Source organism: Acinetobacter sp. YH16052 (assembly GCF_013417155.1).
Lineage (GTDB): Bacteria > Pseudomonadota > Gammaproteobacteria > Pseudomonadales > Moraxellaceae > Acinetobacter.
Genome location: NZ_VPEO01000005.1, coordinates 109,984 through 135,202 on the forward strand (window position 1 = coordinate 109,984; position 25,219 = coordinate 135,202).

General features: G+C 43.6%; 21 protein-coding genes. 14 read left to right on the plus strand and 7 right to left on the minus strand.

What is annotated here, in order from left to right:
- Nucleotides 1-259 precede the first annotated feature (259 nt).
- The 4 genes from FTV42_RS05250 to FTV42_RS05260 all read right to left on the minus strand — a co-directional run bounded on the left by FTV42_RS05250 (nt 260) and on the right by FTV42_RS05260 (nt 3,976).
- Nucleotides 260-1,225, minus strand: a complete 966-nt coding sequence (locus tag FTV42_RS05250) for a TauD/TfdA family dioxygenase (protein WP_180037848.1) — start codon at nt 1,223-1,225, stop codon at nt 260-262.
- A 178-nt stretch (nt 1,226-1,403) separates the two neighbouring features.
- Nucleotides 1,404-1,538, minus strand: coding sequence for a hypothetical protein (locus FTV42_RS17540; protein ID WP_257223408.1), 135 nt, complete (start codon nt 1,536-1,538; stop codon nt 1,404-1,406).
- Nucleotides 1,531-2,745 (minus strand): MFS transporter, encoded by a 1,215-nt coding sequence (locus FTV42_RS05255; RefSeq protein ID WP_180037850.1) that lies wholly within the window; start codon nt 2,743-2,745, stop codon nt 1,531-1,533. Before FTV42_RS05255 ends, FTV42_RS17540 begins: the two co-directional genes overlap by 8 nt.
- 157 nt (nt 2,746-2,902) lie before the next feature.
- Nucleotides 2,903-3,976, minus strand: coding sequence for an OmpW family protein (locus tag FTV42_RS05260; protein WP_148334393.1), 1,074 nt, complete (start codon nt 3,974-3,976; stop codon nt 2,903-2,905).
- 450 nt (nt 3,977-4,426) lie between these two features.
- On the opposite strand from FTV42_RS05260, the gene FTV42_RS05265 reads away from it, so the two are divergent.
- Entirely contained in the window at nt 4,427-4,606 is a 180-nt protein-coding gene (locus FTV42_RS05265; RefSeq protein ID WP_005246830.1) for a hypothetical protein, read from the plus strand.
- Between the two features lie 288 nt (nt 4,607-4,894).
- Here FTV42_RS05265 and FTV42_RS05270 read toward each other — a convergent pair whose 3' ends face one another.
- A complete protein-coding gene (locus FTV42_RS05270; RefSeq protein WP_180037852.1) occupies nt 4,895-5,683 on the minus strand; it encodes a hypothetical protein in 789 nt (262 codons plus the stop codon).
- Between the two features lie 362 nt (nt 5,684-6,045).
- Between FTV42_RS05270 and uvrB the strand changes: the two genes are divergently transcribed.
- The 7 genes from uvrB to proB all read left to right on the plus strand — a co-directional run bounded on the left by uvrB (nt 6,046) and on the right by proB (nt 14,947).
- On the plus strand, nt 6,046-8,067 hold the full coding sequence (gene uvrB, locus FTV42_RS05275; RefSeq protein ID WP_071851901.1) for an excinuclease ABC subunit UvrB: 2,022 nt from the start codon (nt 6,046-6,048) through the stop codon (nt 8,065-8,067).
- Between the two features lie 143 nt (nt 8,068-8,210).
- Entirely contained in the window at nt 8,211-8,798 is a 588-nt protein-coding gene (locus FTV42_RS05280) for a lipocalin family protein (RefSeq protein ID WP_044112882.1), read from the plus strand.
- 162 nt (nt 8,799-8,960) lie between these two features.
- The gene (gene rarD / locus FTV42_RS05285; RefSeq protein ID WP_180037854.1) at nt 8,961-9,893 is read left to right on the plus strand and encodes an EamA family transporter RarD; all 933 of its coding nucleotides are present in this window, start codon (nt 8,961-8,963) and stop codon (nt 9,891-9,893) included.
- A 251-nt stretch (nt 9,894-10,144) separates the two neighbouring features.
- Complete coding sequence (locus FTV42_RS05290; protein ID WP_004279679.1) at nt 10,145-11,602, plus strand: glyceraldehyde-3-phosphate dehydrogenase; 1,458 nt, start codon at nt 10,145-10,147, stop codon at nt 11,600-11,602.
- Nucleotides 11,603-11,785: 183 nt separating this feature from the next.
- Entirely contained in the window at nt 11,786-12,160 is a 375-nt protein-coding gene (locus FTV42_RS05295; protein WP_004279680.1) for a helix-turn-helix domain-containing protein, read from the plus strand.
- A gap of 408 nt (nt 12,161-12,568) precedes the next feature.
- Nucleotides 12,569-13,786 (plus strand): Obg family GTPase CgtA, encoded by a 1,218-nt coding sequence (cgtA, locus tag FTV42_RS05300; RefSeq protein WP_004646519.1) that lies wholly within the window; start codon nt 12,569-12,571, stop codon nt 13,784-13,786.
- 27 nt (nt 13,787-13,813) lie between these two features.
- Nucleotides 13,814-14,947: a glutamate 5-kinase gene (gene proB / locus FTV42_RS05305; protein ID WP_004279682.1), complete on the plus strand. Its 1,134-nt coding sequence runs from the start codon at nt 13,814-13,816 to the stop codon at nt 14,945-14,947.
- A gap of 74 nt (nt 14,948-15,021) precedes the next feature.
- On the opposite strand, the gene FTV42_RS05310 is transcribed toward proB, so the two are convergent.
- Together FTV42_RS05310 and FTV42_RS05315 are read right to left on the minus strand one after the other, a co-directional pair.
- Nucleotides 15,022-15,618, minus strand: a complete 597-nt coding sequence (locus tag FTV42_RS05310) for a phosphatase PAP2 family protein (RefSeq protein WP_180037856.1) — start codon at nt 15,616-15,618, stop codon at nt 15,022-15,024.
- Nucleotides 15,619-15,782: 164 nt separating this feature from the next.
- Nucleotides 15,783-16,487 (minus strand): SIMPL domain-containing protein, encoded by a 705-nt coding sequence (locus FTV42_RS05315; protein WP_004646521.1) that lies wholly within the window; start codon nt 16,485-16,487, stop codon nt 15,783-15,785.
- Nucleotides 16,488-16,962: 475 nt separating this feature from the next.
- Between FTV42_RS05315 and FTV42_RS05320 the strand changes: the two genes are divergently transcribed.
- The 6 genes from FTV42_RS05320 (at nt 16,963) to pstB (ending at nt 25,142) form a co-directional block, all read left to right on the plus strand.
- Nucleotides 16,963-18,336 carry a diaminobutyrate--2-oxoglutarate transaminase gene (locus FTV42_RS05320; protein WP_180037858.1) on the plus strand — a complete coding sequence of 458 codons (1,374 nt, stop codon included), beginning with the start codon at nt 16,963-16,965 and terminating at the stop codon, nt 18,334-18,336.
- A gap of 3 nt (nt 18,337-18,339) precedes the next feature.
- Entirely contained in the window at nt 18,340-19,872 is a 1,533-nt protein-coding gene (locus FTV42_RS05325) for an aspartate aminotransferase family protein (RefSeq protein WP_180037860.1), read from the plus strand.
- A gap of 435 nt (nt 19,873-20,307) precedes the next feature.
- On the plus strand, nt 20,308-21,339 hold the full coding sequence (locus tag FTV42_RS05330; protein ID WP_180037863.1) for a substrate-binding domain-containing protein: 1,032 nt from the start codon (nt 20,308-20,310) through the stop codon (nt 21,337-21,339).
- 104 nt (nt 21,340-21,443) lie between these two features.
- Nucleotides 21,444-22,823 carry a phosphate ABC transporter permease subunit PstC gene (gene pstC, locus FTV42_RS05335; protein WP_005107378.1) on the plus strand — a complete coding sequence of 460 codons (1,380 nt, stop codon included), beginning with the start codon at nt 21,444-21,446 and terminating at the stop codon, nt 22,821-22,823.
- The gene (pstA, locus tag FTV42_RS05340) at nt 22,823-24,214 is read left to right on the plus strand and encodes a phosphate ABC transporter permease PstA (protein ID WP_004646526.1); all 1,392 of its coding nucleotides are present in this window, start codon (nt 22,823-22,825) and stop codon (nt 24,212-24,214) included. Before pstC ends, pstA begins: the two co-directional genes overlap by 1 nt.
- 13 nt (nt 24,215-24,227) lie before the next feature.
- Nucleotides 24,228-25,142, plus strand: coding sequence for a phosphate ABC transporter ATP-binding protein PstB (gene pstB, locus FTV42_RS05345; RefSeq protein WP_004279716.1), 915 nt, complete (start codon nt 24,228-24,230; stop codon nt 25,140-25,142).
- Nucleotides 25,143-25,219 lie beyond the last annotated feature (77 nt).

Consider the following 25,219-nt stretch of genomic DNA (forward strand, 5'->3'; position numbering starts at 1 on the left):
TATTGCTGATTTTCTAATACGCTAAGCAGAAAAAGGAAAATACACTAGGCAGATTAGGTGAGGAAAAGTAAACAGGCACTTTGTTTTGTTAAAGGATTTACTTCCATATTTATATTCAGAACCAAGGATGTTGATTGTTTGAAAAAATAAAAAACCATTGAGGCGGTCAAAGTCTCAATGGTGGAAGATCGACATGATGAATCGTAATTTTTGAAGGGTTAAACTAGCTCTACCTTTCTCGTTATTCTCGTTTTTATTATTAAAACGGACGGCTACCCGCCAGACTGATGCGTTTCAATAAACGGCGCTGATCTGCCGGGAATGGACGGCGTGAGTGTAAGGTCACCTGATTATCCCAGAACACGATATCGCCAATTTCCCAGTGATGTTCATAAGCGAATTCAGGTTTCGAAATATGCTCACGTAATTTGGCGATCAGTTGACTGCCAGCCTGATCATCATAATTGACCAGCTCGACTTCGGTATGGGTGTTTAGCCAAAGCGCTTTACGGCCGGATTCAGGATGAGTGCGCACCAGTGGATGTGGATAAGCATGGCTTAAAATCGGTTGATCTTTAAAACGATACAATGGGCTTGAACCATAACCTTGATCATCAGTCTGATCTCTGGTTTTTTGACGGCGCACGAAAGGGTTGTAAGTAATCAGTTGTAGCTGATCGATCTCTACCTTGGTTGCTTCATCGAGTGCATCATAGGCTTTAATGGTGTTGATCCAGCTGGTCTGTCCGCCGTCCTGAGGCAGTTCAATTGCATACAGAAGGGAGCCAAAAGAGGGTAATGGTGTCCATTGATGATCGGCATGTGGAGTTAGTTCACCATGCCCAGTGTAATCTCCCTGACCGACGGCATTGGACACCGGCACGACATCGGGTGGAATGCCGCTATCCGACTGCGCAGCCAGTACCGGTGTATCTGCACCTGAGCGGAAAATGGAACCGAAATAAGTTGAAAACGCCAAGTATTGTAAATCATCCAGACTTTGCTGCTTAAAGATCAAAATCAGATGCTCGGCCAGCGCCTGTTTTAACTTTAAAATGGTTTTGGATGATTGGACTTTACGGGCATCCAAGCCATAGACCACTGCACCTAAGGCCTGACCGGTTTGCGGTACAATCTTGATTTCATCCGGATGTTGAAATTGATCTTGCTGATGCCAGCGTGGAGCATCATGAATCGCTTGTGAAAGTTGGGTTAAGCTGGTCATTATCAAGTCTCAGAATTTTCTTATTGATCAAAATCTAAGAAAATTCCAGACTGAAATAAAATCAAAAGAAATGATAAGTTTATGAATAATCTGTTATTTTTACTATTCAGTTGATTTTGAAACATTTAACTTATTGTGCGATGGATTGCGCATTTTCTGCTGAGGATATTTCAGCAGTTTAGTGTGCGCAGAAAGCCTGATTAAAATACTCAAACAGCTCAGGGGTCTGAAACCACAGTCCAATCGACAAAGTGAGTAAAAGTAGGATTGCCACAGCAATCGAGAGTTTGAGTTTCAGTAGAGAATCATTCATGGACGATTTGCTCCTCATTGACCCAGAAATGCACCAGTACGCCAAAAATGCTGAGGACAATTGATAGCATCCACACCGCATTATAATTGCCGCTCAAATCATGGTTGACTCCACCGAGCCAGCCACCGAAAAACGAGCCAACCTGATGGGTGAAAAATACAATACCACTGAGCATGGTCAGATATTTCACCCCGAACATATTGGCCACAATGCCATTGGTCAGCGGAACGGTCGATAACCAGAGTAATCCCATAATGACACCAAAGGTATAGACTGTCCATGTGCTGAGAGGCAGCATGAGAAAGGCAATAATCGCAATTCCACGCAGGGCATATAATCCCATTAGCAGATGCGGTTTGGAATATTTTCCACCGAGCCAGCCGGCCGTATAGGTGCCTACCACATTAAACAGACCCACTAAGGCTAAGAAAATCGTACCGGTTGTGGCATTAAAGCCATGATCAATCAGATAGCCTGGTAGGTGGATACCAATAAAAACGACCTGAAAACCACAAACAAAAAAGCCCATGGCCAGAAACCAGAAGGGTTTATGATTTTTCACCACCACCAGAATCTGTTTAAAACTGAGTGAGACTTTATTGGGGGTAGAGGCTGCATTGGGATGAACATACATCGGTGCTTTCAGCATCCAGGCCAATGGCATAATCAGTGCAATTAAAATGGCACTGACCACTAGCGCTGCTGACCAGCCGACATTCTGTAATAGCAACAGGGTTGAGGGCAGCATGATAAACTGACCAAAAGAACCGGCTGCACTGGCAATTCCCATCGCCAAACTGCGTTTTTCTGGTGGGGCAGCACGCCCGACCGCAGACAATAACACCGGAAATGACGTAGCTGACAGGGCCAGACCTAGAATTAACCCTACACTCAGATTAAGCAATAATCCGGTCGAGCTAACTGCCATCAAGAGTAGACCGATTGCATATAAGGCGCCGCCTACAGCTACCACAATCTTGCTGCCATATTTATCGGCAAATGCCCCGGTAATCGGCTGAACTGCACCCCAGATCAGGTTTTGCATGGCAATGGCCAGGCTAAAAACATTATGACCCCAGCCAAACTCTTCGCTCATCGGCACCAGATATAGGCCAAATGCATGACGTACACCCAGTGACAGTGCCAAAATGATGGCGGAGCCAATCAGCATAAAAATAAGAGCTTTGGAAAATTGACTGTCAGCCATACGTCATTCATGCCTATAAAGTTGATATGTATAGTATTCGATTCAAGCAATAGAGGCGATTAAATAAATATTGATCAAAAGATAAATTTTTTTTATCAATATATTAAGCCTAAAAAAAACGGCCGAAGCCGTTTTAATTAAAAATCGGATATTGAGCTTAGAAACGCATACCGATCCCGGCATAGGCCAGAATCGGATTGACTTCAATATCGGCTTTAGAGCGAATCAGTTCACCTAAATTTGCATCTGTCACCGTAATTGTCGTGTCATTTTTTAGATGTGCATAAGATACTGAACCGACTGCAAACCAGGTGTCATTAAAGTCATAGCTAAAGCCGACCGTGGCCACAGGCGCGAAAGCATCGGATGCTTCCAGATCAACTTTCGGGTTGGCTGAACTTGGCGTGCCATCCAGAGAAGCACCTGCTTTTCCTTCCTTGATATTGGCAATCATATGTCCTGCAGCAATCAGGTCCTGCTCAGTACGTGAGTTAATTTCCAGTTCATTGAAATAGGCATACATCACACCTAAGCCGACATAAGGCCGGAATTTATTCACTCCGGTTTTACCAAAGTGATACTGGAATTCAAAGGCAGGTGTCCAGGCGCGGGCAGAGGCGGCCGGCCCATAAGCTTCCAGATCAGTAATGAGAATATCATTTTTTAACTCAATGCCGGGTAAATCGATCGAACCTAAACTTGGGGTAGCAAGCGCAGAAAAAGGGGCATAAATTTTACCACTGCCTTGCAAGTCTACTTTGGGGGGAATGCCGGCTTTCATTTCAAAAGAAATATTATCGGTAAAATAGTAATTGGTCATAATGCCTAAAGTGGTGACATCATCTGCTTCCAGGCCAGTACCAGGATTATTCCAGCTTTCCAGTCCATAAATTTCAGCTCGTCCACTGAGCGTTGCGGGCAGTGTTTCTGTACCAAGTCGATCGAGAATATTAACAAAAACAGAGGAAAGGTTTGGGTCCATGTCTGGATCAAGATTATTTTTCACAGAGTCAATTGAGATATCACCTACTTGAGATGTTTCACCTTCTTTGACAGCAGTATTCACTTTAAATGGTTGAGCCTTGCCTTGCGGCATCACATGCAATGCACCAACTGATACCGAAAAGCGCTTAAAGCCATCTCCATCTTGCAAGCTAAAATAAGGGGAATCTGCATGCGCGACCATAGGTAAAGTGGCTAGGCCTGCCATACATGCCAGCAATGTTTTCATTGATTTGGAACTCCATGTCCAGTTTGTTTATTCGTTTTTCTAGTTAACTAATTATGTGAATTGCCTTAAAAAAATCAGTTATAGAACAATAGATCAAAAGTTAAGCGAGGGTTGAGATTGGTAACTTCTGTATATTTTTTGTTGATATCTCTTGAGTTTTGAGAAATGCATAGTGTGTAAAAATCATTATTTTTACCTGACTAGCTTAAGTATAAAAGTGAAGAAAATTTATTCTTGAGAGCGTTAAAATTTCAATCCTATGAATTTTTATCATGGAAGATATAGAGAAGAGTTTAGGTAAATTTTAGGCTGCATTGATTCAAGCATTTACCATCACGGGATCATTTTTTATTTTTCAAAAACAAAAGCATATGAATTTATCCAAGATCCTGCTACCCAGTCGACTGAGTTTTTTTGTACAATAGCTGCATATATTATTGAGTGAATCACATGAGCACCCAAACTCCTCCCAAAAGAAAGCCCCTGGTTAATTTACCTTTCCCGATCAAACAGGCAGAGCAAAATGCTGCAGAAGAAGTTCTGGAAGATTTAAGACCAAGACCACAGCGTTATGCTGACCGTACCTGGATGCCACCACGTGGCACTCGCCGTTCAATGGGCAAACGCTAATTGATCAGACTCAAAAAGCTATGATAAATCATGGCTTTTTTTATGGAATTTTTTAGGGAGTTAGTGATCAATATTTGATTTAATTTTCGAACAAAAAGAAATTAAAACTCAGATTTATCCAAATTCTTTTCAATTTTATTCTTAATAAAGCAAACGAAATATTTAAGCTCTCTAAATGCCAATCAAAATTAAATCCAGACCTGATTGATTTCATATTGGACATTTTTAGCCGCTCAAAAAAAAGCCAATTCAAACATTGGCTTTTTTTTGAAAGATATGTTGATAGCACTAACGAATGCTTTTACGCGCTTTATTTTCCGGTTTCGGTGGCGCGATTTCTCGCTCGCCTTGCCAGACATCAATAAAATCTTTCTCGTTAATATTATAAAGTTCCAGTAGCGCTAAAATCACGCCTCCAAACAGCATGGCACCTTCTGAATGGCTCTGAAAGTCGACCAGCTTGGTATTTAGGTTGTGCAGGATATCTTCAATTTCAAAGATACGTTCCCGCCCATTGCTGTCGGTCGGATAGATCTGGGTATTTAAAATAATTCTCGCCAGGCTTTTTTCATTTTCGGTCAAAGGCAGTTCTTCAATCAACTCATCACTGGCCGGAGTTAAAATGACCGAATCACGGAATATGGTGTGTAAAAAATTTGCGCTTAATTTTGGCAGCGGCTTTTCGACAAAAGGACGGAAAGATTGCGGGAAAATGACATTGCGTGAGATGCCTTTAAACATCGGTGCAATTTCCTCGACCTTATAACCTGCGATCCCACAGCCCAAGGAAGTAATAAAATATTTATTTTTAGGATGATTTTTGGTGTAAATCTTAAAGTCATCAATATAGTGCTGGATTTGTGAGAGCGGCATTTGTTGCAAATGCTCGTTCATGGTGGGAATGGCATAGCTCTGACCCGCCCAGCCACGACCCACGCCCATGACTGCACCAAAATGCTCAAGTGCCGTTCTGGCTGCTCCACCACCGTGTTGTCCAGCCAAGTTGCTGCCAAAAACAAAAACCGTATTTTCCGGAAGGGATTTAACAATACTTTCATCGTGATAGTGGTAAGTCATAATTGTCGATTCTAGGCCATCCTGATCTTCATGTTGCCTTTGAAATGAAAAGGGGTCAAGGCAAAATTGTGCCGGACTAGCCAAACAGATAGAGTATTTCACCCATAAGCCAAAACAGGATACCGAGTACGCCCAAATAAAGCTGCTGGCTGAAAATGATTAGTTTGTTCTGTATTTATTCCCTTTGTAACTGTATATTTTATTAATGATTTTTCAAAGCAGATAGCGATTAAAGCGCTAACAAATAATGAATAGTAATATTGTTTTATTTTACCAAACAGAAACCTAAGCAGGGATTGAGTAATTCCAATTTACCCTCATAATAAATCAAATCTATATCCGCAGCGAAGTCAGCGAAAGCTATGAGTGATAAAAAACCCTTTGAATTAGTGACCAGTTATCAACCAGCAGGTGATCAGCCCCAAGCCATTGCAAAGCTGGTTAAAGGCATTGAACAGGGTTTTCATGACCAGCTTTTACTGGGGGTTACCGGGTCTGGTAAAACCTATACCGTGGCCAACGTCATTGCACAGACTCAACGTCCGACCATTGTCATGGCGCATAACAAAACTTTGGCTGCGCAGCTTTACGGCGAATTTAAAGCGTTTTTCCCGAATAATGCTGTCGAATATTTTGTCAGTTATTATGATTATTATCAGCCAGAAGCCTATGTGCCATCTTCAGATACTTTTATCGAGAAAGATGCGGCAATTAATGACCATATTGACCAGATGCGTCTTTCTGCAACCCGTTCACTCTTAGAGCGACGTGATGCGATTATTGTCGCATCGGTGTCTGCCATTTATGGTTTGGGTGATCCGAATGCCTATATGAGCATGTTGCTGCATGTGGTGGAAGGTGACCGCATTGGCCGTGATGATATTATTCGCCGTCTGGTCGAGATGCAGTATTCACGTAACGAACTGGAATTCCTGCGCGGTACTTATCGTATTCGTGGTGAAATTATTGATATTTTTCCGGCTGAATCCGATCAGGATGCGATCCGGATTGAACTGTTTGATGATGAAGTTGACTCTATCCGCTGGTTTGATCCCCTGACAGGGAAAATGGTTCGTAAAGTACCTCGTGTGACCATTTATCCTAAAAGCCACTATGTTACGCCGAAAGACAATTTATCCCGTGCGATTGAAACCATCCGAGACGAACTCAAAGAGCGACTGGTGTTCTTCCGTGAAAATGACAAGCTGCTGGAAGCCCAGCGCATCGAGCAGCGCACACGCTATGATCTGGAAATGATGCAACAACTGGGTTATACCAACGGCATTGAAAACTATTCACGGCATTTGTCGGGCCGTCCTGCGGGTGAAGCACCACCAACCTTGTTCGATTATATTCCGGATGATGCCTTGCTGATTATTGATGAATCGCATGTGACGGTGCCGCAGATTGGTGCCATGTACAAGGGTGACCGTTCGCGTAAGGAAAATCTGGTCAATTACGGATTCCGTTTGCCAAGCGCGCTGGATAACCGGCCAATGAAATTTGAGGAGTGGGAACGGATTGTGCCGACGACCGTTTATGTCAGCGCAACGCCCGCACGTTACGAGCTGGAAAAGTCCCAGCAGATTGTCGAGCAGGTGGTACGTCCGACTGGTCTGATCGATCCGGAAATTGAAATTCGTCCAGTTCTGACGCAGGTCGATGATGTGCTTTCAGAAATTAATCTACGTAAAGACATTAATGAGCGGGTGCTGGTTACGACCTTAACTAAGCGTATGGCCGAAGATTTAACTTCTTATTTGAAAGAATACGGGATTAAGGTTGCTTATTTACATTCGGATATCGATACCGTCGAGCGGGTCAAAATCATTCATGAACTGCGTACCGGGGTGCATGATGTACTGGTCGGGATTAACCTGCTGCGTGAAGGGCTGGATATGCCGGAAGTGTCACTGGTTGCCATTCTGGATGCAGATAAAGAGGGATTTCTGCGTTCTGAGCGCTCTCTCATTCAGACCATTGGCCGCGCTGCGCGTAACCTGAAAGGTAAGGCGATTTTGTATGCTGATCGCATTACTGATTCGATGCAGAAAGCCATTGATGAGACGGATCGTCGTCGTGCCAAGCAGATTCAGTTTAATGAAGAACATGGCATTACCCCGCGGAGTGCAGTGCGTCAGGTGATCAAGGAAATTGATACTGGTGAAGTATTGGATGATGATTCAATTGAATTGAAAGTCTCGGATCAGGCACGTGCGATCAGTGCCGATGAGCGGCATATCATGGCAGATCCGAAAATGTTTGCGAAACACATTAACAAGCTTGAAAAGGAAATGCTGAAAGCTTCCAAAGAGCTTCAGTTTGAGCAGGCTGCGCGTATGCGTGATGAAATTGTGCGTTTAAAAGCCCAGATGTTTGATTGATTGTTGTTGCATTAAATCTTATTTAAATGACGTAAAATCAATCACAAACCAAACATAATGTAACAAATTTAAGAATTGGATAAAGCTATTGTATGAACAGAATTTTTAAATAAATATTTTGTGAACATGCAATAGGTATCTTTATGACAACTCAAAAATCTTCACGTACTGGATTAAAGCTGGCAAAAATTGCGGTGGGTAGCGCGGTTCTTCTCGGTTTGGGCGCCGCTACCATGGCCTATGCGAAAGACGAGCCATTACCGACCATTGAAAAAGTTGAACTGGACCGTTATTTGGGCACCTGGTACGAAGTAGCGCGCAAGCCTTTGTATTTTCAAAATAAGTGTGATCGTGATGTCACAGCGACTTATACTTTAAATGAAAATGGCAATATTGTGGTGGATAACCGCTGCATTAAAAAAGATGGTGGACAAACCCAGTCATTGGGCGAGGCGTTTGTGCAAAATCCACCGCAGAATACCAAGTTAAAAGTAAGTTTCCTGCCTGACTTTATTCGCTGGATTCCGGTTGCTCGTGGCGATTATTGGGTTTTGAAACTGGATGAAAACTATCAAACTGTTCTAGTCGGTGAGCCTAAACGTAAATATATGTGGATACTCTCACGTGATCCGCAATTGGATAAAAATGTGGTGAATGAATATTTACAATATGCACAGTCTGTCGGTTATGACCTGAGCGATGTGATTCATACCAAACAAACTCAAAGATAAAAAGATCGTCTTAATGGGAACCATGCTATGGCATGGTTTTTTATTTTATGAGTCGAAAGACAATCTAAAATCGAGAGATAACTACATTTTAAATAGATGAAGCATCAAGCTTTCTATTGTACTAATCGTTATAATGCCGGCGAATGAAAGTAGAGTTTAACTATGTATAAAGGCATCGCGTTATCTGTCTTGGCCTCTGTGGTTTTTGGAGTGCTCTATATATTTACGCCCTTTTTACAGCCTTTAGACAGTGAACAGACTTTTGCTTGGCGTATGCTGGCGACTTTACCATTCCTCACAGCCTTTATGTGGTGGTCGGGTGATCTGAAACATATCAGCAGTATTTTTAAACGGGTGTTGCAACAGCCTTCATTCTTGATCTGGTTGCTGATCAGTTCACTGTTGTGTACCACGCAATTGTGGTTATTTCTATGGGGACCTATCAATGGCCGTGGCCTCGAAGTCTCGCTCGGTTATTTTCTGCTACCTCTGGTGATGGTGCTGGTCGGCTGTGTGCTTTATAAAGAAAAATTATCATCCTTCCAGATGGTTGCTGTTGCTCTGGCAGTTTTGGGAGTAGGACATGAAATCTGGCGGATCGGTTCAATCGCATGGGAAACTGTTTATGTCGCTTTAGCTTATCCACTTTATTTTTTTATGCGGCGTAAATTCGCGACCGATCATCTTGGTGGATTCTGGTGGGATCTATTTCTGATTTTGCCGGTGGCATTTTATTTGGGCTTTATCTATAGCGATTCCATGCCGCTCATGTTGAATCATTCCCACTTGATCCTGGCAGTTCTTGGATTAGGCTTTTTAAGTGCGCTCGGTTTGGGTAGTTATATTTTGGCTAGCCGATATTTGCCCTTTGTCATCTTTGGACTGTTGAGTTATCTGGAGCCGGTACTGCTGGCTTTTGCCTCGATGGCATTGGGCGAGCGCGTGGAATCAGGTGAATGGTTGACCTATATTCCAATCTGGCTGGCTGTTTTACTGCTGGTTGTGGAAGGAATATTACATTTGCTGAAGCAGCGTAAACAGCAATTAGCCCTTAAGAAAAATCTGGAAAACTATCAGGACCGGCTCAACTCTTAAAATTAAAAAGAGATTGAATGAGTAAACAACATTTAACAAATTTGTGCCAGGTACTGAAAAATAGTGGTCTTTAGCATTTTCGAATGCAAAATCATTCAGCTAATTACAACTATTTTTGAAATTTATAGTGAATATACGTTAAAAACTACCCGTCTCAACGAGCTTTTGATTCAAACTTGCGGCCAATTCCATTACAATTGTCGGGTTTAGAAATTTATGCTTAGATTTACAATTAATTAGAGGACGTATCTGTGAGCAAAGACACTATTGTTGCCCTCCATGCAGAACACCAAGGTCGCTGGAAAAACCGTGAAGAACTTGCGGAACGTATGATTGCCCTTGTTGGCCAGTTATATCGTGAAAAAAATATTGTAGCTACAGTTTATGGTCGCTCTTTAATTAACCGTTCTGTGATTCAGATTTTGAAAGCACACCGCCGTACTCGCGTACTGGACGTTGAACTTTCTGTAGTTGATACTTTCCCAATTCTTGAAGCATTGGTGAAAGTAGAAAACATCGGTTCTGCTGAAGTTGATCTGGGTAAACTTGCTGTTGAATTTAAAGAAAAAGGCGGCGACATCGATGCATTTGTTGCAGACGCTGTTAAATCGATCGAAGGCAATGCTGCTGCTGTAGAACATAAAGATGTGGTTCTTTATGGTTTCGGTCGTATCGGTCGTATCCTGGCACGTTTGATGATTGGTCAATCAGGTCTGGGTCGTGGTCTTAGCCTGAAAGCAATCGTGGTTCGTAAATCATCGGATGGTGATTTGGAAAAACGTGCTTCTTTACTTCGTCGTGACTCTATTCATGGTCCATTTGCAGGCACAATTTCTGTAGATGAAGAAAACGAAGCAATCATTGCCAACGGTAACTTCATCAAAGTGATTTATGCATCGAATCCTTCTGAAGTGGATTACACTGCATACGGTATCAACAATGCACTTGTGATCGACAATACAGGTAAATGGCGTGATGCTGAAGGTCTTGCTCAACACCTTAAATGTCCGGGCGCTGCTCGTGTGATTCTAACTGCACCTGGTAAAGGTGACATGAAGAACGTGGTTTACGGTGTAAACCAGGCGGACATCCTTGATGAAGATACCATCATCTCTGCTGCAAGCTGTACGACTAACGCAATTACACCTACACTGAAAGTATTGCATGATAAATACACAGTGTTGAATGGTCATGTTGAAACAGTTCACTCGTTCACAAACGACCAGAACTTGATCGACAACTACCATAAAGCTGACCGTCGTGGCCGTGCTGCAACATTGAATATGGTCATTACTGAAACTGGTGCAGCGAAAGCAGTAGCGAAAGCGCTTCCAGCTCTTCAAGGTAAATTGACAGGTAACTCTGTACGTGTACCTACACCAAACGTATCGCTTGCAATTCTTAACCTGACTTTAGGTCAAGACGTTGATCGTGATGAAGTGAACGAATACATTCGTCAGATTTCAATCGGTTCTAGCCTGCAAGGTCAAATCGGTTATACCAACTCGACTGAAGTGGTATCTTCTGACTTTATCGGTTCACGCACTGCAGGTGTATTTGACGCGCAAGCAACGATCACTTCAGGCAACCGTTTAACTGCTTATGTTTGGTACGATAACGAAGTGGGTTATAGCTGCCAGGTATTGCGTATTGCTGAACAAATGGGCGGCGTAAGCTATCCAAAAGTTCCTGCTGAAACTAATGCATAATTAGTATTTAGCTAAAAAAGAGCCTCATTTGAGGCTCTTTTTTTATGATTTTTTTATTTAAAGTAAACTTTCTTAATCTAATAAGAATCAACAAATCTGCTTGCTGGCGAAATATGAGTCTGATAACTTACAAAGAGTAAGTATATTAAAATGAGTAAGTAATAAAAATATGGTGAGAATAGTATGACAAATTATGCAATCAGCCCATTACTGGGGCAGGTTTTATCAACTGAATGTCCATCACGTGAAATATTGGAACACCTTGCCAATAAATGGTCGGTTTTGGTTTTGCGTTGCCTGAGTGAAGGTGTGCATCGCTTTAGTGAACTGAAACAACGCATTGAAGGGGTAAGTGAAAAGATGTTGTCCCAGACTTTAAAAATGCTGGAGCAGGATGGTTTTATTTTGAGAACGGTTTATCCGGTGGTGCCGCCAAAAGTGGAATATCAATTGACGATTACCGGTTCACAAGCGGCTGAAAAAATCATGTATTTAATTGGCTGGATTGAAAAAAGTCTGCCAGATATTTTAGAACATAAACAAAATGTTATTAAATAGTTTTCATTAAATGGCAGGAATGCAGTGTTTGTGAAAATACAAAATTTGGACTTATCTTGGTTTATATAAAATACTGATTTTAAAAGGTGTCTGCATCAGAAAATCTTCTTGTGAACACGGCTTTTGAAAAATTTACTCCTCTATAAATTATTTTAAAAATCATTAAGAAATTCACAAAAAGAATTTCCAAAATAGGGGATAGTATTAGGGCAAAAGCGCTTGATTTCCTACCACTTCTTTTCCATCTTTTAAGCATTCTGTTTCTAAATCTATGCCTTAGATAGGTCAAATAGGCTTGGTGAGAAAACGACTAACTAAGATTTATGGGATTGCTGCATAATTCTATTCGAGAAATTCTTTAAAATATGGCAGAATATGGGGTTTTAAAGTTTTTAGAGGATTGGCAATATGCGCTTTGTTGATGAAGCAGTCATTACCGTAGAGGCTGGCGACGGTGGCAATGGCGTAGCCAGTTTTCGCCGTGAAAAATTCGTGCCATTTGGTGGTCCAGATGGTGGTGATGGTGGTCGTGGCGGCAGCATTTATATTCAGGCTGACGACGACACCAGTACGCTAGTTGATTATCGTTATACACGTAAATATCGTGCAGAACGAGCAAAAAATGGCCGTGGGGCGAACTGTGCTGGTCGTGGCGGTGAAGATACCGTATTAAAAGTTCCGGTAGGAACAACAATTGTAGATGTAGAGTCTGGTGACATTATTGGCGACTTGATCGAAGACGGTCAACGCGTGAAAGTTGCAGCAGGCGGTGATGGTGGTTTAGGTAATACCCACTTTAAATCATCGACCAACCGTTCACCACGTAAATGTACGCATGGTCAAAAAGGTGAATTCCGTGAAATCCGTCTAGAGCTTAAAGTTCTGGCAGATGTCGGCTTGCTGGGTATGCCAAATGCGGGTAAATCAACCTTCATTCGTGCAGTCTCGGCAGCAAAACCAAAAGTTGCAGATTATCCATTTACCACCATGGTGCCAAACCTGGGTGTGGTCGATGCCGATAGTCACCGTTCATTCGTGATGGCGGATATTCCGGGCCTGATCGAAGGCGCATCTGAAGGTGCAGGTCTTGGGATTCGCTTCCTGAAGCACTTGGCGCGTACCCGTATCTTGTTACACATCGTTGACGTACAGCCGATTGATGGCTCAGATCCGGCACATAATGCTAAAGCAATTATGAAAGAGTTAGAAAATTTCTCCCCAACGCTTTCAAAACTGCCGATCGTATTGGTGCTGAACAAAGTCGATCAGTTGGCTGAAGAAACACGTGAAGAATGGTGCACCCATATTCTTGAAGAATTGCAGTGGGAAGGCCCAGTTTTTGAGACTTCTGGCTTAACGGCTGAAGGCACCAAAGACGTAGTTTACTACCTGATGGATCAGATCGAAGAGCAACGTGAACGCGAAGCTGAAGATCAAGAATATGCAGCAGAAATGAAAGCATTCCGTGATCAGCTTGAAGCTGAAACACGTGAACAAACCATCGCTGCAAAAGAAGCGTATCGTGAGATGCGTCGTCAGCAACGTCTTGCCGGTATTCTGGGTGATGACGAAGATGATGAAGATGGCGATGATGATAGTGATGTGGAAGTGTACTACGTACGCTAATCTCTGAGAGAAGAGTCTGAGGACAAGATGATAGAAGTGGTAGATGGGCAACGTCAGCTCAAGGGTTGTAAACGAATCGTTGTTAAAATCGGATCATCTTTACTCACAGCAAACGGACAAGGTTTAGATTTAGATGCTATCTCGCATTGGGCGGGACAAATCGCAGATCTACACAATGCAGGACACGAGATTATTCTGGTGTCTTCCGGTGCTGTGGCTGAAGGTATGGTTCGAATGAAACTTGAGAATCGACCCACCGATCTACCCAGTCTTCAGGCTTGTGCTGCCATCGGTCAGATGGGCCTGATTCATACCTGGTCAAGCGTACTTGAGAAGCATCAGATTCGAACTGCGCAAGTATTGTTAACCCATGATGATCTGGCAGATCGTCGTCGCTACCTCAACTCATGTGATGCCTTGCAGAACCTGATTGATTGGCGCGTGATTCCGGTGATCAATGAAAATGACACGGTTTCGACTGACGAAATTCGCTTTGGTGACAACGACACGCTTGCGGCCATGGTGGCAGGTCAGGTTCATGCAGACCTTCTGATTATCTTAACGGATCAGGAAGGGATGTTTGACTCAGACCCACGGTCTAATCCAGATGCCAAACTGTTCCATACCGTACGTGCGATGGATGAAAGTCTGTTTGATATGGCCGGTGGAGGCGGTAAATTTGGTCGTGGTGGCATGCTGACCAAAGTTCGTGCTGCACGTCTGGCTGCAAAGTCGGGCTGTCCGACCTTAATTGCAAGTGGTGATAGTGATGGTGTTCTATCACGTCTAATGTCTGGCGAATTGTTAGGCACCTTATTTGTCACTGACAAAGACCGGATGACAGCGCATCAGCAATGGTTAGCGGCTCACTTGCAAACCGCAGGTCGTTTGGTGATTGATGATGGTGCAGTAAAAGCCATTAAAGACAATCATCGTAGCTTGTTGCCTGTAGGCGTCAAAGCTGTTGAAGGTCACTTCGAACGTGGTGATGTGGTGGAATGTGTTGATACACAAGGTCACCGGATTGCTGTAGGGCGTGTCAATTTCAGTTCGCGTTCAGCAGATATCGTTCGTGGTCTGGCATCGGATAAAGTACATCAGGTGTTAGGTGAAGCACGTTCACTAGAAATGATTCATCGCAATCATATGGCGATTTACTAAATTATTCAGATTCAAGTTTAGAGATTCAAAAAATCCCGCTTTCGAGCGGGTTTTTTATGACATTTTAATTAGATTTATTTGATCCAGCCCATTCGAATTAAAGGCGAAAATACCCAATAATGAATACCCAAAATAAAGTTTATGATTTGATTCTCATATTTCCACCACAGCGGCAAGCCAGCTAAATTTACTATTATTGCCATCAGGAATGCACCCAGCATATCAATCGGAAAATGCACACCGACATAAACACGCGACCACGCTACCAGCCAAGCTGTCCAGATTAGAATTCTTCCCAAGTCTCGCTGCGGTGAAAAATAATAGGCGAAGGCAATCCCGCTAAAAATACTCATATGGTTGCTGGGAAAAGAACCAGTCGACGCATGTTCAATCAGAGTGCGACCAACATCCATCACAAACGGGCGTGGGGTATTAAGGATCGCAGACAATATCTCGCTGATCGACAAGGTAATAGCTGTAAAAATAAATGCTTTGATAATCCCCATTTTTACTTGGTAACTACCACGGAACCAGGCAATAGCAAAAATCAGCAAAAAAAGATACACCAGATCATGCGCAATCAGGGAGGTATAGTTGATCATCCAGATTGAGGCTTGGTCGGGTACATTTAAGATATGAAACAGGTAAAGATTCAGTTGGTCAAGGGACATGAGCAGAGAGGACTGGAACAAATGTCCGTTACTCTAAACCGGTCAAACCTCAATTCCTACCTGAGTTTGTATGAATTTGTAGCCTCGCTTTTTAAAGAATATTCACATGATAAAAAACCACCCAAAAGGGTGGTTCTTAAAAGTGCGAATAATATAATGAAGTCTTATTTAAACTGAATCGCCCCATTCGCGCTGACCGTCATTTGCGATTCACCCGCCGCAACTTCCTGCTCAGGAACCGCCATATCAGCCGATGCAGATTTCATCATGGCCATACGCGGTACTGGCTGTGGTGAATAATTGTTAGTATTCAGGTTTAAGTTCACCAGTTGATAACTCGGTTTGTTCCAGGTCTGGGTGAGTGCCTGTGCGCGTTGCTGGAAGTTTTTGGTGGCTTCAATCATCAGTTCGCTTTCAACTTTTTTACGCTTTTCGTCAGATACCTTGAAATTAATCGACTGGGTCTGGAAGTGCTGTTGTAATTCAGCAATCAATTGAGATGTCGCTTTAAAATCTTTTGATTCCAGACGAATCTGGGCACGACCACGCCATTCTTTTAATTTGCGGTTGTCATTGTCATAAATAGGGTAAGTACTTTGTGCCCCAGTCTCGATTTTCACAGTTGGATATTTGCGTGCTGTGGCAATTGCTTGATTCATCAGCTGGTTAATTTGAGTGGCCAGTTCAGCCGGCTGTTTGTTGGATTTTTCAATATAAAGCACAGCATGCATTTCATCATTTGAGATTTCACGGCTGGCCTCTGCTGAAAGATTAACAACATTATAATTCAGAGATTCAGCAGGAGCTGCAAATGCGCCTGTGGCGAGGGTGCTGGCAAGGATCAAACTGGTAAGTGCTAAGAGACGCATGAAATTGTCCTGTTTTTCTTAAAATTGGCCATCTAAGCCGTTGTTAAAATATTAAATCTCAATTGTGATCTTTTTACGAAATATTTGTCGTAAGAGTGTTAAATTTTCTTTAATTTTATCTCATTATTTAATTTATATTTATTATTAATAATTAAATACTTAATGAATAATTTTGAGATTGATTACCTGAATGTCGCCTGCGCTACAAAAAAGCATAAAAGAACACGCTTTTCTTTCTGCTATCACACTGTAAGATGATGATTTAGGGGATGGATTAGCATGATGTTTTTTTTCGATAAAGATTAGGACAAAATGTGACTGAAAGTTGTTTATTTTCCTGAAAAATTCGGTATCATCCGCCTCCTAGTTATTCGAATACAAAACTGCTAGCTAGAACCTTTATAAAGCGCCGAGTCAAAGGACCAAACGTCACCAGACTTATTTCTTTCACCCATATCAGAGATGGTAATTCGATATGAGCGTTACTTCTGTAAACCCTGCCACCAATTCCACAAACGAATACTACTTGACTCGCCAAAGTCAGATGGAATCGAATGTGCGTAGTTATCCACGTAAATTACCGTTAGCGATAGCGAAAGCACAAGGTTGCTGGGTTACCGATGTTGAAGGTACTGAGTACCTTGATTGTTTAGCTGGGGCAGGGACGTTGGCATTAGGCCATAATCATCCTGCGGTCATTCAAAGTATCCAGGATACGATTGCAAGCGGTTTACCATTGCATACCCTGGATCTTACTACTCCTTTAAAAGATGCTTTTACTGAAGCACTTCTTTCTTATCTTCCAGGTGGCCAAGAAGAATACTGCTTGCAGTTCTGTGGTCCATCCGGTGCAGATGCAACCGAAGCCGCGATTAAACTGGCGAAAACCTTTACTGGTCGTAGCTCAGTGATCAGCTTCTCTGGCGGTTATCACGGTATGACTCACGGTGCATTGGCAATGACAGGTAACCTGTCTGCGAAAAATGCAGTGAACGGCTTGATGCCGGGTGTACAGTTCATGCCATACCCGCATGAATACCGTTGCCCATTGGGTCTTGGTGGTGAAGCCGGTGTTGATGCCCTGACTTACTACTTTGAAAACTTCATTGAAGATGTAGAAAGTGGTGTGACCAAACCTGCAGCTGTAATTCTTGAAGCGATTCAAGGTGAAGGCGGTGTGGTAACTGCACCAGTAAAATGGTTGCAAAAAATCCGTGAAGTGACTGAAAAACACAACATCGTATTGATTCTTGATGAAGTTCAGGCTGGTTTTGCACGTTCAGGCAAAATGTTTGCATTCGAACACGCAGGGATTGAACCTGATGTTGTAGTGATGTCTAAAGCCGTAGGTGGTAGCTTGCCGCTTGCCGTACTTGGTATTAAACGTAAATTTGATGCTTGGCAGCCAGCAGGTCATACCGGTACTTTCCGTGGTAACCAATTGGCGATGGGTACAGGCCTTGCAACGATCAATACCATTAAAGAACAGAACCTGGCGCAAAATGCACAAGAGCGTGGTGATTTCCTGCAAGCTGAATTGAAAAAACTGGCTGCTGAATTCCCATGTATCGGTAACGTGCGTGGCCGTGGTCTGATGATCGGCGTTGAAATCGTAGATGAGCGCAAAGATGCGGATCATATGGGTTCTTTACCTGCTGATGGTCAGTTGGCTGCAGCGATCCAAACCGCTTGTTTCAACAATAAATTATTGCTTGAGAAAGGTGGTCGTAACGGTACAGTGATTCGTTTACTTTGTCCGTTGATCATTACTCAAGACGAATGTGTTGAAGTGATTGCTCGTTTCAAAAAATCGGTTGCTGAAGCAATAGTTGCAGTTCGAGGCGCATAATTCATGGTAGATTTCGCAGAACATCGTAAAGCGTTACTCTGCAATGATGCTGCATCCATTGCTGACTATCAGGCTGGCATGGACCAAGCGACCAAAGCGGTTGCGGCATGGTTGCAAAATGACAAAATGTACACTGGTGGTAGCATTAAAGAGCTACGCAGTGCGATTGCATTTAACCCTTCAAAAGAAGGTCTGGGTGTAGAAAAATCTCTTGAGCGTATGGTTGAGCTTTTTCTCAACAAGAGCTTAAAAGTTCATCATCCGCATTCACTTGCACATCTTCACTGTCCAACAATGGTGACTAGCCAGATCGCGGAAGTGCTGATTAACGCAACCAACCAGTCAATGGACTCATGGGATCAAAGCCCGGCCGGTTCATTGATGGAAGTTCAGTTAATTGACTGGTTACGTCAAAAAGTCGGCTATGGTGCGGGTCAGGCCGGTGTGTTCACTTCTGGTGGTACGCAGTCTAACTTGATGGGCGTATTGCTTGCGCGTGATGCTTGCATCGCGAAAAACTGGAAAGACGAAAACGGTAATCCGTGGTCGGTTCAGCGTGATGGTATTCCTGTGGATGCGATGCGTAATGTCAAAGTCATCTGTTCTGAAAATGCACATTTCTCTGTGCAAAAGAACATGGCGATGATGGGCATGGGCTTCCAGTCAGTGGTCACTGTTCCTGTGAATGAGAATGCACAGATGGACGTAGATGCACTGGAAAAAACCATGGCGCACCTTCAGTCTGAAGGCAAGATAGTGGCATGTGTGGTAGCGACTGCGGGTACAACGGATGCTGGCGCGATTGATCCATTGAAAGCAATTCGTGAAATCACCAATAAATATGGCGCGTGGATGCACATCGATGCGGCATGGGGTGGTGCACTGATTCTATCCAATGACTATCGTTCTATGCTGGACGGGATTGAGCTGTCAGATTCAATCACGCTTGATTTCCATAAGCATTACTTCCAGACCATTTCTTGTGGCGCGTTCCTGCTGAAAGATGAAGCGAATTACCGTTTCATGCATTATGAAGCAGAGTATCTGAACTCCGCTTATGATGAAGAGCATGGCGTTCCTAACCTGGTATCGAAATCACTACAAACGACGCGTCGTTTTGATGCCTTGAAATTGTGGATGACTGTAGAAGCATTAGGTGAAGAGCTTTATGGTTCGATGATCGATCATGGTGTAGGCTTAACACGTGATGTGGCAGACTACATTAAAGCAACTGACGGTTTAGAGCTTCTGCTTGAGCCTCAATTTGCCTCTGTACTGTTCCGTGTGGTTCCAGCGGGCTATCCGGTTGAATTACTCGATACGCTTAACCAAAACGTAGCAGACGAACTGTTTGCACGTGGTGAAGCGAACATTGGTGTGACGAAAGTCGGTCAGGTTCAGTCTCTGAAAATGACTACTTTAAGCCCGGTTGCAACGCTTGATAACGTGAAGAACTTGCTGGCATTAGTGCTTGCAGAAGCGGATCGTATCAAAGATTCAATCGCTGACGGTACTTATACGCCACCCATTGCATAAGTGATGGTGGTGTGAAAAAAAGGAGATCGAAATGATCTCCTTTTTTGTGCGCTTAAAAATAAAAAAAGGTCCTTTCCCAGATCGAAATTCCTCACAAAAACACGGAAGGTCTGAATCCCGTTTGGCCTGTTATTTATTTGTCATAGGCTTATGTAAAACTGGGGAGCAGGATTTATCCTGAGTTCAGGTTTATAAAAATTGTTACATGTCATTGGTCTAAAATTTTTTATTGAAGTGAATGACATAAAGAACTTAATCATTGAAATCCATAAAAATTTAATCAAGAAAAAGCCGCTAGATTAAAAATCACTAAATCGTAATAAAGCTGTAACTTATCTGTCATATTCTAAAATCAAAATGCAGGTATCGAAAGAAGTACAAAACTGAATAAAAAGTGGTGTACTCCAAATTTGCATAAATGAGAGAGATACTAGAATGCGCTTTACAAATATAGCTTTAGCATTAGCAGTAACCGGGGCAACTGCTGTAACGACTGCACACGCAGCACGTGACACCATCCAAATTGCAGGTTCTTCAACTGTACTTCCATATGCCAGTATCGTGGCAGAAGAATTCGGTAATACTTTTCCACAGTTTAAAACACCAGTTGTCGGTTCTGGCGGTTCTTCAGGTGGTTTAAAGCAGTTCTGTAATGGCGTGGGTGATAACACGATTGATATCGCAAACTCTTCTCGTCAAATCAAGAGTACAGAGCTGACAGAATGTAAAAAGAATGGCGTTAACCAAGTCCTAGAAATCAAAATTGGTTATGACGGTATTGTGTTTGCATCGAATGCAAACAAAGCGGCTTATAAACTGCGTCCACAACATGTCTTCGCTGCACTTGCTGCACAACTTCCATCAAATGGCAAAATGGTCGCTAACCCGTACACGCGTTGGAACCAAATTGACAAAGCACTTCCGAATGAACCTATCACCCTGGTAATTCCTGCGTCGAATCATGGTACGCGCGAAGTCTTCCAGGAAAAAATGGTGGATGCAGGTTGTGAAACGTATGCTGCAATTAAGTCTCTAGACAAAGATGCTAAGAAAAAAGCTTGTACAACATTCCGTAAAGATGGCCGTGTGGTTGAGATTGCCGGTGACTATACCGAAACATTGGCACGTTTAAAAACTTCTCCAAGTGCGGTAGGTGTGTTTGGCCTAGGTTTCTATGACCAGAACCGTGACCGTCTACGTGTTGCTACGGTGAACAATGTAGCGCCTTCTGAAAAGACCATCTTGAATGGTGCTTATCCGGTATCACGTCCATTGTTCTTCTATGTGAAAGGCGAGCACTTGAAATCGATCAAAGGCTTACCGCAGTTCACAGAATACTTCCTGAACAAGAAAGTATCTGGCAAAGGCTCTAAGCTGGAAAAAGCAGGTCTGATTTCAATGTCTGATAAAGAACGTGCGGCAGTCCTGGCAAATTTCAAGGCTGGTAAAGCGGTTGTTGTGAAGTAATAAATGATTTTGAAAACGCTGGTGGTAGGGTCAACCTACCATCGGCTTTTTGCGATAAACAAGTTTTTTCAAACCATGAAAATTGAAAAAACAGTGGAGAATACATGAATCTGCTACTTATAGGTGTGTTATTGGCCATCATGGCCATAGCCTATCAAATCGGATTAAGTAAAAGCCGTAGCTTAGCAGGTAAGGGAAGCAATTCTGCAAACTTACACTCGCGTCCCGGATATTATGGTGCCCTGGTTGCACTATGGTGTGGTATCCCTGCGTTTTTAATTTTGATTGTTTGGAACATGGTGGAACCCACTTTTCTGGAGCAGGTGGTACTCAACCATTTGCCAGAAAATGTTTCTGCTAGTCTGGATCCGGCAAGTCTGAGTGTTGTGATTGATCGCGTTCAGGCACTTGCCTCAGGTTTCGGGGTCAGTGATACACCTGCAGCCTATGAAGTTGCAGCAGCAGAACAGTTGGCTAAATTCTCGACCATTGGTACCTTTGCCAAATTGGCAGTTGTGATTTCGGCTGCGCTGGCCGGTCTGGTCTGGGCCAAGAAACATATTAGCCAGGAATTCCGTGCACGTAACCAAGTCGAAAAAATGATTAATATCGGCCTGGCATTGTGTTCAGGTGTGGCGATTCTGACCACTCTCGGGATTGTGATGTCGATGTTTGGCGAGGCAATGCGTTTCTTCAGCTTCGTCAGCCCACTGGATTTCTTCTTTGGTACCCAATGGAACCCGGGATTTAGTACCTCTGGCAGTGCTGAAGGCAGTTATGGTTTATTGCCACTGTTATGGGGCACGCTCATGGTCAGCGGGATCGCACTTTTAGTTGCAGTTCCGGTTGGCCTGATGATTGCGATCTATCTGGCAGAATACGCTTCACCGCGATTCCGCTCTTGGGCAAAACCTACAATTGAAGTGTTGGCGGGTATTCCTACGATTGTCTATGGTGTCTTTGCCTTGATGATCATCGGTCCATTCCTGAAAAGCATGGGTGCCCTGGTCGGACTCGAAATTAATGCGACCAGTGCGCTGACTGCCGGTCTGGTGATGGGCATCATGATCATTCCATTTGTATCTTCTCTGTCAGACGACATCATCACTCAGGTGCCGCGTGCCTTACGTGATGGTTCTTTGGGCTTGGGCGCGACCAAATCTGAAACGATCCGTCAGGTGGTTTTACCCGCGGCTCTACCGGGTATTATCGGTGCGTTCCTGTTGGCGGCGTCACGTGCAATTGGTGAAACCATGATCGTGGTTCTTGCAGCCGGGAACAGCCCGCAGTTGCATGCCAATCCGCTTGAAGCAGTATCCACGGTCACGATTACCATCGTGAATCAGCTAACTGGCGATACTGATTTTGCTAGTCCACAAGCACTGGTGGCCTTTGCACTAGGACTGACGCTATTCGTCATTACCTTAGGTTTGAACATTGTTGCACTGATCATCGTGCGTAAATATCGTGAGCAATACGACTAATGAGTACTTCAAATACAACGCCTGTGGATCAGCGTATTGATCCATCCATCGCCGCCGAGCTGCGTAAAAAGCGTAAGAAGACCATTCAAAGCTCTTTGGCACGACGTCATCGTAAAGAAAAAACCTTCCGTTTATTTGGTTTCTCTGCGGTACTGGCAGGTCTGTTCTTTGTGGTATTGCTGTTCGGGAGTATTTTATCCAAAGGTTTGCCTGCATTTTGGCAAAGCAGCATGAGTTTGCCGATTCATTTCGATCCAGCCATTGTGGATATTGGTCCAAAACCGAAGCCAGCAGCAGGAGAATCTCCAGCACAGTTTGAAGATCGCTTTATCGCGTGGCAGACCGAAGTCGGAATGGTGGATTGGGATGCCCTGATTATCAATGGCATGATCGCCAAAGACAGCAAGCTGGAAAGCCAGCGTGATGAACTGGGTTCTTTATATACTAGTTCTGAGGCGTATCGTTTGCGTGACATGGTCATGAATGATCCAAGTCTGGTCGGTCAAAGCAAGGAAGTGAAAATTCTGGCGGATGCCAATGTCGATGTCTGGCTAGCGGGAAATATTGACCGTGATCTTCCCGATGAACAGCAGCAGCTCAGTCCTGAAGTGCGCCAGGTGGCGGATGAGATGAAAGCCTCTGGTGTGATTGAAAATAGTTTCAATACCAATATTTTCACCAGTCCTGATTCGCGCAGCTCACCAGCAACTTCTGGCTTGGCAGGCGCCTTTATGGGCTCGCTGTTCATGATGATGATCGTGATCTTTATCTCGATTCCAATCGGGGTGGCTTCCGCGATCTATCTGGAAGAGTTTGCACCGAAAAACTGGATTACCGATGTGGTCGAAGTCAATATTAACAACCTGGCAGCCGTTCCCTCAATTGTCTTCGGTCTATTGGGTGCAGCGATCTTCATTGGCTGGATGCATTTGCCACTGTCAGCACCATTGGTGGGTGGTCTGGTGCTGAGTCTGATGACCTTACCGACTGTGATCATCACCACACGCGCATCACTTAAAGCGGTTCCACCTTCGATTCGTCAGGCAGCTTTGGGCCTCGGTGCTTCCCGCATCCAGACAGTATTTCATCACGTCTTGCCTTTGGCTTTACCGGGTATTTTGACAGGCGCAATTATCGGGGTTGCACAAGCTTTAGGTGAAACCGCACCATTGTTATTAATCGGGATGAGTGCTTTTGTTGCCAGCGTTCCAGCCACACCATTTGATCAGTCAACGGCTTTACCTGTACAGATTTTCTTATGGCAAGGCAATGAATTGCGTAACTTCTTTGAAGGGCGTACCGCAGCAGCAATTATTGTACTTCTGGCCATGATGATCAGCTTGAACAGCCTGGCCATCTGGTTACGTAAGAAATTTGAAGTCCGTTGGTAATAGGGGCAGAATCATGAACACAACTGTTATTCAAAATTCCTTAAAAAAGGATCAAATCGTGAATCCACAACAGACACAATTCACCTCGGATGAGGCGACACAAAAGCCAGCAACTCCGTTTGTTTCCCAGTTCGATACGCAAAGCAGCAGCAAAAAAGATGCGAAGTCGACGAATGTGAAACTTAGTACTTCTGATGTGCATGTGTACTATGGTGAAGCGGAAGCGATTAAAGGCATTGACCTGAACATTTATGAAAATGAAGTGATTGCTTTTATTGGGCCATCAGGCTGTGGTAAATCGACCTTTCTGCGTACCTTAAACCGCATGAACGATACCATTGATAGCTGCCGTGTAACCGGTAAAGTGATGTTGGATAACCAAGATATTTATGATCCAAATCTTGATGTGGTCTTGCTACGTGCACAGGTTGGTATGGTGTTCCAGAAGCCGAACCCATTTCCAAAATCAATCTTCGATAATGTCTCCTATGGCCCAAAACTGCATGGTTTGGCGCGTGACAAGTACGATCTTGAAGAAATTGTCGAAGGCAGCTTGCGCAAAGCCGGTCTGTGGGAAGAAGTGAAAGATCGTTTGAACCAGCCGGGAACAGGTTTGTCAGGTGGTCAGCAGCAACGTCTGTGTATCGCGCGTACGATTGCAGTCAGTCCAGAAGTCATTTTGATGGATGAACCGTGTTCGGCACTTGATCCCATTGCAACCGCCAAAGTGGAAGAGCTGATTTCTGAGCTATCTACGCAATATACCATCGCGATCGTAACTCACTCCATGCAACAGGCAGCACGTGTATCGGATCGTACTGCGTATTTCCATTTGGGGGATCTGATTGAAGTCAACTCGACCGAAAAAGTCTTTACCCAGCCAGATCATCAGTTGACTGAAGCCTATATTACCGGGCGTTTCGGTTAATCCCATATCTAGAATAAGAGCCGCAAGGCTCTTTTTTTATAGGTGAAATAGATGGTGATAATCGTAATAATTCTCGA

What these genes read in the sequence shown, in the direction of transcription:
- FTV42_RS05250 (WP_180037848.1), bottom strand. Translation starts at nt 1,225, where the DNA reads ATGACCAGCTTAACCCAACTTTCACAAGCGATTCATGATGCTCCACGC.
- FTV42_RS17540 (WP_257223408.1), bottom strand. Translation starts at nt 1,538, where the DNA reads ATGAATGATTCTCTACTGAAACTCAAACTCTCGATTGCTGTGGCAATC.
- FTV42_RS05255 (WP_180037850.1), bottom strand. Translation starts at nt 2,745, where the DNA reads ATGGCTGACAGTCAATTTTCCAAAGCTCTTATTTTTATGCTGATTGGC.
- FTV42_RS05260 (WP_148334393.1), bottom strand. Translation starts at nt 3,976, where the DNA reads ATGAAAACATTGCTGGCATGTATGGCAGGCCTAGCCACTTTACCTATG.
- FTV42_RS05265 (WP_005246830.1), top strand. Translation starts at nt 4,427, where the DNA reads ATGAGCACCCAAACTCCTCCCAAAAGAAAGCCCCTGGTTAATTTACCT.
- FTV42_RS05270 (WP_180037852.1), bottom strand. Translation starts at nt 5,683, where the DNA reads ATGACTTACCACTATCACGATGAAAGTATTGTTAAATCCCTTCCGGAA.
- uvrB (WP_071851901.1), top strand. Translation starts at nt 6,046, where the DNA reads ATGAGTGATAAAAAACCCTTTGAATTAGTGACCAGTTATCAACCAGCA.
- FTV42_RS05280 (WP_044112882.1), top strand. Translation starts at nt 8,211, where the DNA reads ATGACAACTCAAAAATCTTCACGTACTGGATTAAAGCTGGCAAAAATT.
- rarD (WP_180037854.1), top strand. Translation starts at nt 8,961, where the DNA reads ATGTATAAAGGCATCGCGTTATCTGTCTTGGCCTCTGTGGTTTTTGGA.
- FTV42_RS05295 (WP_004279680.1), top strand. Translation starts at nt 11,786, where the DNA reads ATGACAAATTATGCAATCAGCCCATTACTGGGGCAGGTTTTATCAACT.
- cgtA (WP_004646519.1), top strand. Translation starts at nt 12,569, where the DNA reads ATGCGCTTTGTTGATGAAGCAGTCATTACCGTAGAGGCTGGCGACGGT.
- proB (WP_004279682.1), top strand. Translation starts at nt 13,814, where the DNA reads ATGATAGAAGTGGTAGATGGGCAACGTCAGCTCAAGGGTTGTAAACGA.
- FTV42_RS05310 (WP_180037856.1), bottom strand. Translation starts at nt 15,618, where the DNA reads ATGTCCCTTGACCAACTGAATCTTTACCTGTTTCATATCTTAAATGTA.
- FTV42_RS05315 (WP_004646521.1), bottom strand. Translation starts at nt 16,487, where the DNA reads ATGCGTCTCTTAGCACTTACCAGTTTGATCCTTGCCAGCACCCTCGCC.
- FTV42_RS05320 (WP_180037858.1), top strand. Translation starts at nt 16,963, where the DNA reads ATGAGCGTTACTTCTGTAAACCCTGCCACCAATTCCACAAACGAATAC.
- FTV42_RS05325 (WP_180037860.1), top strand. Translation starts at nt 18,340, where the DNA reads ATGGTAGATTTCGCAGAACATCGTAAAGCGTTACTCTGCAATGATGCT.
- FTV42_RS05330 (WP_180037863.1), top strand. Translation starts at nt 20,308, where the DNA reads ATGCGCTTTACAAATATAGCTTTAGCATTAGCAGTAACCGGGGCAACT.
- pstC (WP_005107378.1), top strand. Translation starts at nt 21,444, where the DNA reads ATGAATCTGCTACTTATAGGTGTGTTATTGGCCATCATGGCCATAGCC.
- pstA (WP_004646526.1), top strand. Translation starts at nt 22,823, where the DNA reads ATGAGTACTTCAAATACAACGCCTGTGGATCAGCGTATTGATCCATCC.
- pstB (WP_004279716.1), top strand. Translation starts at nt 24,228, where the DNA reads ATGAACACAACTGTTATTCAAAATTCCTTAAAAAAGGATCAAATCGTG.